The following is a 12,843-nucleotide window of genomic DNA, read 5'->3' as shown; positions in this document are numbered from 1 at the left end:
TGTATTTCTATTTCCACCTGGTCAAGTTTAAAGCCGTCAGAATCGTAAAGTTGACAAGCAATGCACATGTGTCGCTGTGCAAAGCCTCTGGTTTTAAATAAAATTAGAATTTATATTTTTTTAATTCAGGGTCGAGAACAGATTCTGAAATCATGATGAACATCAGCATAAAATATGACTTCTATCTTATGAGTCTTGAAAATTTTAGCAAATGTTTAAATCTATTTTTCCAGTTTATTTATTCAACCACCGTCACAATTTTTTTCTTTTTATTTAGACAGCTAGCAATTCATGTGAAAAATTTATTCTGATTTTTAAATAGCCGGATATCATAAAAAAATAGCCTGTCGAAACAGGCTATTTTTTTAGATCCTTAGATACTTAAATGGACATGCTTAAAAGTTACTGTTTGGCCTGTAACTTGGCATAATCCAGCAACACATGTGCAGCTTCGATCACAAAGGCTTCTTCTTCAGGAAGCGCCGGACGCTCTTTGGCTTTCATTTTGGCACGGGTTTCAATCAGTGCATCCATTGAAGCCTGATAAGTTTCCCAGTTCGGATAAGGTTTAAGACCTGTAGCCATACGGCGGGTATTTTCTGCCTCCAGCGTTTTTTGCTCCATGGCAATCAACTCTGCTTTACGCTGTTGCAAGTCCAGTACCTGACGCTTTTCTTCCTCGGCTTTTTTCATCACCGCCTTACGCTGTTCCAGATACTTGAACTGAGAATCCAGCACGACCCGTTGCTGAGAAAGTTTAGCCAATTCAGGTACATATTTCTGTACTGCACCTTCACGTTTAAACGGTGCGGTTGGAATGGTATCCCACTGCAAGGCATTTTTAGCCTTACGCTCACCAAACTCTTCATTATAAATATCGACCAGTTTAATGTCTGGCACAACCCCTTTATTCTGGGTACTACCACCAGTCACCCGGTAGAATTTACGCTGTGTCAGTGTCGCCTGACCATGGGCCAAGCTATCCAGTTGCACCTGCGCCGTACCCTTACCAGTGGTGGTACTGCCGATCACAATCCCACGTTCATAATCCTGAATCGCTGCGGAGTAAATTTCGCTGGCCGAGGCAGAGGCCAGATTGATCATTACTGCCAAAGGACCCGCATAGGTTTGTGCACCGCCATCATCATCTTCAAAGACGCTAACATTGCCATTACCATCACGAATCTGCACCACTGGGCCAGATTTAATCACCTGCCCCAACATACGTGCCACTTCTTCTAGTGAGCCACCCGGGTTATTACGCAAATCGACAATAATCCCGGCAACATTTTTGGCCGCCAGTTCTTTTAAAGCCTTATTGGTATCTTCAGAGACTGAACGATAATCTGTACCGGCACGACGTGCACGATAGTTCAGGTAGAACGACGGGATTTCAATCACACCATATTGATATTTCTTGCCATCGCGCTGAATGTCGACGACACGCGTACGCACACCGGCATCTTCTTCCTGAATCACATCACGGGTAATGGTCACGTTACGTGCCTGCCCCATGGTCGCGCCTGCACCGAGTAAACGTAGAGTGACTTTAGTGCCACGCTTGCCGCGAATCAGACCGACAATTTCATTGCTTGGCCAGCCAATCACATCGACCATCTGTTCGCCATCCTGGGCTACACCAATGATACGATCACCCGATTTCACCTGACCGGATTTACTCGCAGGACCACCTTCGACAATGGTTTCAATCTTGGTGTAATCTTCATTGCCACGTTCAGGACGAATCGAGACCCCAACCCCTTCGAGCTGCAAAGTGGTCTGACGATTCAGCTCCATCGCATCTACAGGCGGGAAATAATTACTATGCGGATCATAGGTCAGCATCATCGCATTCAAGGTCTTGTCGAGCACATCATCACTCTTGATCCGGCTGACACGTTCCAGCTGACGGGTATAACGCTTGGTCAAGGTTTGTGCAGGCGTCAGATCTTCAGGACCGGTAAGGTCTTGTCCATTGGCCAGTTCTGGATTGGCCTTCAGTGCTTTCTGTTTGGCCTGTTCTTCTTCTTTACTGATGGTTAGATTGATCAGCTGGGACACCAGCATTTTTGACCAGTGCGCGCGCTGTTCAGCCTCAGTTTTAAAGAATGGTGCTTTTTCACGATCCGTTTCGATATAGACATTTGGCTGATTCAGGTTCTGTGGTTTTTTCAGCTCATCCAGCATATAAGTATAGAACTGAGTCAGGCGCTGACGATATTGCGCATGGATTTCATAAGAACCCGACAAATTGCCAGCTTTCAGGTGAGCACCGAAATTGGCCCCATAACGTTTCTTGTAATTTTCAACTTCTGGTGCCAGAAATAAGCTATGTTCCGGATCCAGACTATCGATATAGAAATCGAAAATACGCTGCGAAGTCTGGGCATCCAGACGCATATTCAAATAGTGCTGACGGTCCACCAGCGTCGCCAGTTGACGTGATACCAATGCCTGTTCCTGAGATGGCTGAATGGCTTTGCTGACCACTTCTGCACTATTGGCTGCAATCGCATCATTCACGACATGGGTAAAAAAGAAGCCACCTGTCGCAATCGCAACGGCGCAAGCTATCGTTTGAAATTTCATAAATAATTCGTACTTCCTTGGCCTAGAGACCAATGTGACTGTGTTGCTTTTCGACCAGAATTTAAAGTATTCAGCATCTTAAACAACTTAATATGTTTATGTCGTGTAGTTTTATCATATTCTGTGCTGACAAAGTGTAGCAAATCATTGCAGAAATCAGGTATTGTTTCCCGGAAAAATTCTAAAACGGATTCCGCATATGATTGGCGCATTGATGCTCGACATCGCAGGCACAACCCTGACTCAAGAAGATATTGAACTATTCGGTGCGCCGCAAGTCGGTGGAGTCATTTTATTTGGACGTAACATCGAATCTGCGGCTCAAGTCCGTGCCTTAACCGATCACATGCGCCAGATTCGTCCTGATATTTTGATTGCAGTCGATCAGGAAGGTGGACGTGTGCAGCGCTTAAGACAGGGCTTTACCCTGCTCCCTGCGATGGGGAAATTTGGCGAACTGTATGCTCATGATTCGCAGCGTGCTTTAGATTTGGCCGAAAAATGCGGCTGGCTGATGGCGATTGAAGTACTGGCTGTCGGGATTGATTTCAGTTTTGCGCCGGTGCTGGATTTAAACGACATCAGTGATGTGATTGGTGACCGAAGCTTTGCCAGAAATATTTCAGATATTATTCCACTGGCCAGCGCATTTTTAAAAGGGATGAAACGTGCCGGCATGGCCTCAACCGGTAAACATTTCCCGGGTCATGGTTCAGTCAAAGCGGATTCACATGTTGCCGCAGCCATTGATATGCGCAGCTATGAAGACATTCAGCAAAAAGACATGCAGACCTTTATCCAGTTACAGCCGCAACTCGATGCTTTAATGCCAGCGCATGTGATTTATAGTCAGGTAGATCCCAATCCGGCCGGATTCTCGGAATTCTGGATTCAGAAAGTTTTGCGTCAGCAACTCGGTTTTGACGGCGTTCTGTTCTCGGATGATTTAAGCATGCAGGCCGCCTGTGTGGCAGGCGGTGCCGATGCCCGAATTCAGGCCGCACTGAAAGCCGGGTGTGATATGGGGCTGGTCTGTAATGATCGTGCAGCACAATGTATTGCACTGGAAGGCATTGCCGACCTGCCGTTGCCAAATCAGGAACGTTTAGAACGTATGCGCGGTCAAATTCCAGCGATTCAAATTGGCACTGAACTGGATCTGGGTGATGAATGGCGCAAGATTCGTGATGAAATACTGGTATTCAAGCAGCAGACTAGCTGAAACTTTTTAAATCCAATCAAGATGATAAAGGAACACGACAAAGTGTTCCTTTTTTATTATGATGTTAAAAGGCGTTACTTCTGTAGCACCCAACTAAAATAACAATAAGGTCAGAACCCTATGCCAAAATCACTTTCGCAGCATCGCCATATTTCTTTTACAGCACATTATACCGGCTATATCTGGTATCAAATGGGAATCTCACATCCGGTCTTTGCCACGACTAAAGGCAAGTTTCTGGCCACACTGCTACATCCACTCGAAGTATGGGCAGAACGCTCTGTGGGTGGCAGTATGCGTACCACACTCAAGCAGCGTCATCAGATGATTGATGAACATCTGTGTCAGTTGATCGAGCAACATCCACAACTTCAGATTCTTGAAATTGCCTGCGGTTTGTCTCCACGTAGCTGGAATTTCAGGCAAAAATTTCCCGAGATTGATTATCGCGAACTGGATCTTCCCGACATGGCCAGAATCAAGACCCAAGCCTTGCAGCAGATTGATCAGCAGGCTCCCGAAGTGCTCACTGCAGATATTTTTAGTGAAGAGTTGGACTGTATCTTTCAGATGTTTGATCCCGACCAACCTTTGGTGGTAATTAATGAGGGGCTGATTAATTACTTTGATCAACGCATGTTGCGTATTCTGTTGCAAGGTATTGCAGAGAATGCACGACATTTTCCAGCCTTGCATTACCTTAGCGACATTTACCCGGAACCCGTCAAAAATAAATTGGCGAATTTTATTTGGAGCTGTAGCCGTCTGCTTAAATTCATGTCACGCAGTGCATTTACCTTTCATTTTAAAACCCCCCAAGAATTACAGCACTTTTTTCAAGATGCCGGTTTCAATCAGGTTGAGGTACAACAACCGCAACGTTATTTTGCCGAGCCTCGTCAGCAAAATCTGACACCGGAGCAGGATGAACATCTCGGTGATCTGGTCTGGATGATTCATGCAGTGAAAAAAAACAGCGTTAAATGACGCTGTTTTTTTATTAAGCCCCGATTAAATCACTGCATCGAAAGCGTCTTCTTGCTGAAGGATTTTCTGTTGTTGCACAAAAGCCAATAAACGTTCTGCCACTTCAAAACTGCCATGTTTAAACAGGGCTCGCACTTGAGTCTCATCCTGTTCAAAGATCAGACATTCGATCTTGAACTCGCCGTTTTCATCTTCCAGATGCAAGGCCAGATCACGCGGATAAGCTGCGGCACACTCTGTCTGTCCTGCGTCCAACTCCAGCAATACTCCAAAGAAATTCATGTCGATAATTTCTACATTCAACAGCAGATCCGAATGACGATGACTCAAATAACGTTGTGGCTGTTGCACACAAATCCGTTCTTCACCGCGCCGTTCAATCTGCTGCATCTGTTCACGGCTAAACGGAATAATTCCCGGCAACTGCTCGACTGCTTCATCACGCAAGAAGGTGGCAAACAGATGCATAGTTTCTTTCCTGCGCTGCAACTGAGGCACATGGTCAGCACCGGCAATTTGTACATACTGCATATTTGGACATTGCAGGGCAAAATTGGCATTCTCATGTGGCAAGGTAAAACTGTCATATTGACCACAGGCCACCAGAACCTTGCACTGTGGAATCGGCACGTGGGTCAGACGCAATAGACGGTTGCAGTTAATATCATAACGCTCTTGTTCGGTCACCGTGAATTCTGACATCTGCTTGAAGAATAAGCGCTTTGCTGTTGGTGACATGCGGGTTTCTTTGAGACGGGCATGATTGACCAGATATAAAATGACCGCCTGACCAAATTCATCCATGCGCTGTTCTTTCATCAGATGCAAGGATTCTTCCAATAGCATGCGCCAGCTTTTGCGGGTTTTCTGCATTACGCCCATCAGGATCATCCGATCCACCAGTTCAGGGCGCTGGTCTGCCAGACAGGAGGCGACTACTGAGCCTAAGGACATGCCTAAAATTGAAACTTGAGGAAGTTGCATCTGCTCCAGCCATTGCCCCAGCATGGCAGCAAGGTCTTCAAGCTCCAGAGTTCCAGCCGACAGACCAGTATCCACATTGCTGATCTGCTGGTTGGCTCCCATCGAAGGCAAGTCAATCAGAATGATCGGGCCGGCAGCGAAGAGCTGTTCGACACAATATTTATAGGAATTAAAATTCTGGAAGGCGCCCCCAATGATCACCATCGGCCTGAGATGCAAGGTATCCGGACGGGCAATCGCCATATATTCGATTTTCCAGCCATCCATCCAGGTGCTTCGTGCTGGCTGCTTAAAACTGTGCTTATCATAAAGATCAAAAAAACCATAATGGCTTTGCGAATCCAATACATGGGCATCCATGTGGATAATGGAATTCATTTTCCTTTTCCTCCGTCCTTGCCTTATTTTTATTGTGAAAGTCATGATTAACAGATCTTATGCTTCAGACACATTCCGATGAGCCTGAACACGCATCCTGCTCTTTAATAATTATATATGACTTCAATGTCGCTTATTTCATTCTATACAGAGCGGCTTTTCACAAGCAACCGCTTCAGCGACCACTTATCTGCTTTTAAACAGAAAACAATTTCAAAATGTTTAGAAGTCCGCGAAAACGGATGATTTTTAACAGATGGGCTTCATTGTCCGGCAGCAGACTGTTAATATCGAAGTGAAATTTCTAAGTGATCAAAGCGCTATGCAAGAGTCTATTGAACAATATATGCAAACAGTAGGACAGCAGGCACGCCAGGCTTCTCGCATTTTGGCTCGTGCGTCCACCCAAACCAAAAACAACGCACTATCGGCTATTTATACGGCTTTGGAAAATAGCCAGCCGGCTATTTTGGCTGCCAACCAGAAAGATATGACCAAAGCGCATAATAACAATCTGGACAGTGCCCTGCTTGATCGCTTAGAACTCAACCCCGCACGCTTTAAAGGTATGTTAGAAGGCCTGAAAGATGTGATTGGCCTGAAAGATCCGATTGGTGAAATTAGCGATATGGCTTATCGCCCATCTGGCATTCAACTGGGCAAGATGCGTGTACCTTTGGGTGTGGTCGGCATGATTTATGAATCACGTCCCAACGTGACCCTGGAAGCGGCTTCACTGGCGCTGAAATCAGGCAATGCGATTATTTTACGTGGCGGTTCAGAAGCACTGGAATCCAATCAGGCGATTGCCGCGGCAATTCAACATGCGCTGAAAATTTCCGGCCTGCCAGAATCAGCAGTACAAGTGATCAATACCGTTGATCGTGCTGCAGTCGGCCAGCTCATTACCATGACCGAATATGTCGATGTGATTGTACCTCGTGGCGGCAAGAGCCTGATCGAGCGCATTACTGAAGAAGCTCGTGTCCCGGTGATCAAACATTTGGATGGTAATTGCCATATCTATGTGGAAGCACAGGCGGATCTGTTAAAAGCCTTACCCATTGCTTTAAATGCCAAAACCCATCGCTATGGCGTATGTAATGCCATGGAAACTTTGCTAGTCGATGAAAAAGTCGCTGAAGAGTTCTTGCCCCGCATCGCAGAACTTTATCAGGAGAAAAAAGTAGAGCTCCGTGGTTGCAAAGAAACCCAGCGCATTCTTGCTGATGCAGTGATTGCGGCCACTGAAGAAGACTGGTATACCGAATATCTGGGCCCAATTCTGGCCATCAAAGTGGTTTCTGGCATAGAAGAAGCGATTGAACATATTAATCAGTATGGCTCACATCATACCGATTCGATCATTACTGAAAATTACAGTCTGGCACGTGAATTTTTGGCCGGTGTCGATTCGAGTTCGGTGATGATCAATGCCTCGACCCGCTTTGCTGATGGTTTTGAATATGGCTTAGGCGCGGAAATCGGAATTTCAACCGATAAAATTCATGCCCGTGGTCCGGTTGGTCTTGAAGGCCTGACCTCACAAAAATGGATCGTATTTGGTGATGGTCAGATTCGCCAATAACTATTTCAGATGATCACTTTAAAAATCAGCTTTGTTCGCAAGGCTGATTTTTTATGGATATAAAAATTAAAACCGAAATGGATCAGAACCTTTGGGTCATTTTATTGATGAATCTCTGTATAGAATTGTATGTATAAGTCATATTTGCTGTTTTAGGCACTAAACTGAAAGCAATCTGTTCCAGTACGACATTGAAAATAGAATTTGGCAGCTTTATTGATTATATTTTCAGCATCATTTTATTTATAAATGAAAACTATGAACTGATAAATTTTAGTTATTATTGTCAGTCTGGTCGATAATGCTTAAGTCTAATCTGCTAAAGTCTATCTAGGACAGAAAAAAAACAAATGTTAAAACATCAATATTGATTCAGCTTAGTGCTTTTTTGCTGATCACTGGATCAAGTCAATGGACGAGAATTTTAATTAAAAATCGGGTAATCAATCGTGTCTAAATCAGTATTAGTTATTAATTGTGGCTCTTCTTCAATCAAGTTTGCATTACTTCTTGAGGAACAGAACTTCCGTATTCATGGTTTAGCTGAGAATTTAGGCACAGAGAATGCTCGTATCAAAGGCGTGACTGTCGGTAACGAACCGGTCGATATCCATATTCCTTTTGCCGACCATAAAAAAGCCCTTGAAGTTGGTTTGGAGCGTCTGGCTAACTATCGCCCAGATGCGATTGGTCACCGTGTGGTACATGGTGGCAGCCTGACCAAAGCAGAATTGATCAATGATGAAATTATTGAAAAGATTCGTGAAGCAACGCCGCTTGCGCCCTTACACAATCCGGCACATCTGATTGGCATTGAAGCCACCAAACGCTTGTTCCCAGACTTACCGCAAATAGCAGTATTTGATACCGCATTCCATCAAAGCATGCCAGCACATGCATATCGCTATGCCCTGCCAAAATTCTTATATACAGCCCATGGTGTGCGTCGTTATGGTTTCCACGGCACCAGCCATGCTTATGTTTCAGACCGTGGTTCTGAACTGGCAGGTAGCCTGAAACAAGGCGGCTGGTTAACAGCACATCTCGGTAATGGCAGCTCGACCTGTGCCGTGTGGAATGGGAAAAGTGTAGATACGTCAATGGGCTTAACCCCGCTTGAAGGTATTGTCATGGGCACCCGCAGTGGCGATGTCGACCCAAGCCTGCACAGCTTCCTGGCAAAAAATCTGGGTTGGGATATCTATAAAATTGACAAGATGCTGAATAGCCAGAGCGGTCTGTTAGGTCTGTCTGATTTGTCGAATGACATGCGTACCCTGATTGAAGCATCGGAACAAGGCAATGAAGATGCTGCATTGGCGATTGAAGTATTCTGCTACCGTCTAGCCAAATCTCTGGCAGCACTGAGCTGTGGTCTGCCACGTATTGATGGCTTGTTCTTCACTGGCGGTATTGGCGAAAATTCTGCCTATATCCGTGAAAAAACCATGACTTATCTGCCCCACTTCGGCTTCAACCTGGATAAAAGTGCCAATAATGACCTGAAACGTGGCACTGAAGGCCGTATCGATTCAGGTACAGGTCCACAAATCTGGGTAGTGCCAACAGACGAAGAAGGTCGTATCGCTCAAGAAGTACATAGCGTTGTAGAACTTGAAGTGGAGCAAAAAAACGCAAAAAAGTCTGAAGCTGAGGTAGCGCTTGCATAAGCAAGCAGGGCCACTTTTTAACTGATTTTTATTATTGTGTGACTGACGTAACTTATGAAAACGATTCTATTGGTTCCCACTGGGGAAGGCGTAGGCTTAACTTCTGCATGTTTAGGCCTGATTTATGCACTGGAATGCCAAGGGGTTAAAGCTGGCTTTCTCAAACCTTTTGCTCAGGAATTGAATGAAGTCGAAGACCGTACTACGGCTTTGTATCGTCATATTTCTCAAAGTGAAACTGTTGAACCAATCCGTTATAGCAAAGTCTTGCAGCAGATTAATCTGGGTGAACAGGATGAACTGCTGGAAGAAGCGGTACGTCTGCATCGTCAAATTGCCAGACAGCATGACCTGATTATTGTCGAAGGTCTATTGCCAAATGCTCAGGACAGTTTTGCCGATGATCTGAATGCCTCGCTGGCGCAGGCTTTGGATGCCAAAGTGATTGTGGTCAGCAATGCCAATATCCAGCAGCCAGGTCAGACTGCCGATAAAGTTGAAAACCAGATTCGCAACTTTGGTGGCGCCAGTTCAACCCGCCTGTCTGGCATCCTGTTGATGCGAACCAAAGGTCTGCCTGAAGAATCTGCACAGATTCCTGTAACGCTTGATCCGGATTTACGTCTTGCAGAAGAAACCACACAATTTATTCGTGCCATCCAGCAAACCCATCCACATATTGGTTCAGAAAAGTTACCTGTAATTGGACTGGTGCCTTTCAGTAAAACTTTAAGTGTGCCGCGTATATCTGATCTGGCGGCACATATTCAGGCCTACTGGATTAATGAAGGCGAAGCGAAACAGCGCCGTGTCCAGCACAGCAGCCTGATTTCGGCCAATATTGAACATGAATTGCATAAGTTTGTAGCAGGTGAATTGATCATCAGTGCATCTGACCGGATTGATGTGTTATTGGCAAGCAGTCTGGCCAGCAGCAATGGTATTCCTTTGGCTGGCTTGGTGCTAACTGAACATCATCAGCCAAATGATCACGTATTGGAATTTTGCCAGACCGCCATCAAACAAGGTTTACCAATTTTACATACACCGCTTAGCACCTTTGAAACCGCACAAAAACTGACAAATCTCAGCAATGAAATTCCAGTAGATGATACGGAACGTGCAGATCAGGTCACGCGCTTTGTTTCGAGTCACATCAATCCGGAATGGCTCGGTCAGATGTTGAATGGTTCTTATAAGCCACGTCTATCGCCTTCAGCCTTCCGGCATGAACTGGTACAAAAATCGATTGCGGCCAAAAAACGTATTGTATTACCTGAAGGTGATGAACCACGTACGATACAAGCTGCAGCAATCTGTCAGTCGCGTGGCATTGCACAATGTATTTTATTGGCCAATCCCGAATCTGTTTTAGAAGTGGCAAAAGCTCGTGGTATCGAATTGCCTGAAGATCTGGAAATTCTGGATCCGGATCTGATTCGTGACAACTATATCGACAAGATGGTCGAGCTACGTAAAGGCAAACTCAACGAACTGCAAGCGCGTGAACAGTTGCAAGACACTGTGGTGCTCGGCACCATGATGCTGGCGCTGGATCAGGTTGATGGTCTGGTCTCTGGCGCGGTACATACCACGGCCAATACCGTACGTCCTGCCTTTCAGCTGATCAAGACTGCACCCGATTATTCACTGGTTTCTTCTGTGTTCTTTATGTTGCTGCCAGATGAAGTCTATGTTTATGGCGACTGTGCGATTAATCCTGATCCAGATGCAGAGCAGCTGGCCGAGATTGCGATTCAATCGGCAGATTCTGCCAAAGCCTTTGGCATTGACCCGCGGATTGCAATGATTTCTTACTCTACCGGAACTTCAGGTATGGGTGCCGATGTCGAGAAAGTGGCTGAAGCAACACGAATCGCCAAAGAACGTCGTCCTGACCTGCTAATTGATGGGCCATTACAATATGATGCTGCCTCGGTTGAAAGTGTTGGCCGTCAAAAAGCACCAGATTCACAAGTGGCCGGACGTGCCAATGTCTTTATTTTCCCGGATTTAAATACGGGTAATACGACTTATAAAGCTGTGCAACGTGCTGCCAATGTAGTCAGTGTTGGGCCAATGCTGCAAGGCTTGAACAAACCGGTGAATGACCTGTCTCGTGGTGCTTTGGTCGATGATATTGTATTTACCATCGCCTTAACCGCGATTCAGACAGAACAGCAGGCTCAATAAATTTAATAGCTCCGCACTCACCACCCTCTCGCAAGATGGGGTGGTTTTTTTAATCATTTTTGTTCTAAAGTCGGACATTCTATAATCTGTCGATTACGTTTCTAAAAATAAAAAATGCTCTCAAAGAGCATCAAATCAGCACTGATCTTAAATGGAATCGCATCTACTTACACTTACTGAAAGTTGAAAATCTGCTCACATTTTTAGCGCTCACGCAAATCGATGAAATGCGTTATATGACCGGCTTGAAATGGCATTTTACACTTGAAGATATGCAGGCACATATTCAGCGCTGTTTGGCTGATCCAACCCGTTATGACTTTGCGATTTGTTTAAACCATCATGATGAAATGATCGGTAAACTTTGAATTCTAGAAATCAATCTTGTGCTCAACATGCCGAATTTTGTATTGCCATCTCAACGATCACTTGGACAGCTCAAGGCTATGGCAGTGAAGCGCTCAAGTTGGTCAAAGAGTTTTTCTTTAAGCCATTACAACTCAAAAGTTTAGGCTTGATAGTCTTTGGACATAATTTAGGTGGAAGTCGTGCCTAGGAAAAATATGGTTTTCAAACGCTAAAAATCATACAAAATGGTTTTGAATATGAAGGGAAATTTTCAGATAAAATCATTATACAGGCTCAAAATCCATTTCTGGCAGAATGCAAAACCAAATAAAAAAGAATCAACTACGCATAATAAATGCCAGTCTTTCGAACTGGCATTTTCAACGATTACTAATAAAGTCTGTGACATAAAAAATTAAGCTGAGACAGCCCTGCTTTTCAGTCCACTGACTTTAATTTTTTATAAGGTGGTCCACTCTTTACGCACATCTTCTGCTGTTTTATTGAGCACTACGCTATCGTCTTTGATTTCGCTTACCCAACTCAAGGGAATCAGATGATGCTCATTATTTTCATCATCACTTCTTGTTAATTTAATTGAATCCTGACCTTCTAAATGGTCTACCTTCCCGACTTGAGTACCACATGAAGCAATGACTGAAGCATGTTCTTTAATATCACTTGCATTAAAATTGTTCATTCTACTTGCCTGTTTCTAGAAGTTGAGAGAAACAGTCTAAGCAATAAAAAATGCCACATGTGTAAGGGTTTTCAGGCTTTGAGTTTTTCTGGGTTAAAAATGTAAATGGTCAACATGGCTTGAGTAAGCTATAGGAGAGATGCTTTTTAAATTTGAGTTTTCAAATATTTTTATAACTGGATTT

9 protein-coding genes are annotated in these 12,843 nt (G+C 44.6%); 6 read left to right on the top strand and 3 right to left on the bottom strand.

The genetic code is table 11. The annotated features are described in order from the left end of the window. Positions 1-402: 402 nt before the first annotated feature. Positions 403-2,589, bottom strand: coding sequence for a carboxy terminal-processing peptidase (locus FTU87_RS04910; RefSeq protein ID WP_100329248.1), 2,187 nt, complete (start codon positions 2,587-2,589; stop codon positions 403-405). Between the two features lie 199 nt (positions 2,590-2,788). Between FTU87_RS04910 and nagZ the strand changes: the two genes are divergently transcribed. After that, positions 2,789-3,811 (top strand): beta-N-acetylhexosaminidase, encoded by a 1,023-nt coding sequence (gene nagZ, locus FTU87_RS04905; protein WP_005172743.1) that lies wholly within the window; start codon positions 2,789-2,791, stop codon positions 3,809-3,811. 120 nt (positions 3,812-3,931) lie between these two features. Beyond that, on the top strand, positions 3,932-4,798 hold the full coding sequence (locus FTU87_RS04900; protein ID WP_005172745.1) for a class I SAM-dependent methyltransferase: 867 nt from the start codon (positions 3,932-3,934) through the stop codon (positions 4,796-4,798). A gap of 24 nt (positions 4,799-4,822) precedes the next feature. Here FTU87_RS04900 and FTU87_RS04895 read toward each other — a convergent pair whose 3' ends face one another. Further along, positions 4,823-6,160 (bottom strand): alpha/beta fold hydrolase, encoded by a 1,338-nt coding sequence (locus tag FTU87_RS04895; protein ID WP_005172747.1) that lies wholly within the window; start codon positions 6,158-6,160, stop codon positions 4,823-4,825. Between the two features lie 322 nt (positions 6,161-6,482). Here FTU87_RS04895 and FTU87_RS04890 point away from each other — a divergent pair, with 322 nt between their 5' ends. The 4 genes from FTU87_RS04890 to FTU87_RS04875 all read left to right on the top strand — a co-directional run bounded on the left by FTU87_RS04890 (position 6,483) and on the right by FTU87_RS04875 (position 11,979). Beyond that, a complete protein-coding gene (locus FTU87_RS04890; protein ID WP_034609142.1) occupies positions 6,483-7,748 on the top strand; it encodes a glutamate-5-semialdehyde dehydrogenase in 1,266 nt (421 codons plus the stop codon). Between the two features lie 449 nt (positions 7,749-8,197). After that, complete coding sequence (locus FTU87_RS04885) at positions 8,198-9,418, top strand: acetate/propionate family kinase (protein WP_005172750.1); 1,221 nt, start codon at positions 8,198-8,200, stop codon at positions 9,416-9,418. A 54-nt stretch (positions 9,419-9,472) separates the two neighbouring features. Next, on the top strand, positions 9,473-11,611 hold the full coding sequence (gene pta, locus FTU87_RS04880; protein WP_180001556.1) for a phosphate acetyltransferase: 2,139 nt from the start codon (positions 9,473-9,475) through the stop codon (positions 11,609-11,611). 227 nt (positions 11,612-11,838) lie between these two features. Continuing rightward, a complete protein-coding gene (locus FTU87_RS04875; protein WP_157799602.1) occupies positions 11,839-11,979 on the top strand; it encodes a hypothetical protein in 141 nt (46 codons plus the stop codon). A 440-nt stretch (positions 11,980-12,419) separates the two neighbouring features. Here FTU87_RS04875 and FTU87_RS04870 read toward each other — a convergent pair whose 3' ends face one another. After that, positions 12,420-12,659 carry a DUF2171 domain-containing protein gene (locus tag FTU87_RS04870; protein WP_005095591.1) on the bottom strand — a complete coding sequence of 80 codons (240 nt, stop codon included), beginning with the start codon at positions 12,657-12,659 and terminating at the stop codon, positions 12,420-12,422. Between the last annotated feature and the right edge of the window lie 184 nt (positions 12,660-12,843).

The organism is Acinetobacter sp. YH12156 (assembly GCF_013418235.1).
Classification (GTDB): domain Bacteria; phylum Pseudomonadota; class Gammaproteobacteria; order Pseudomonadales; family Moraxellaceae; genus Acinetobacter; species Acinetobacter pseudolwoffii.
This window is presented reverse-complemented; position numbering and strand designations above follow the sequence as displayed.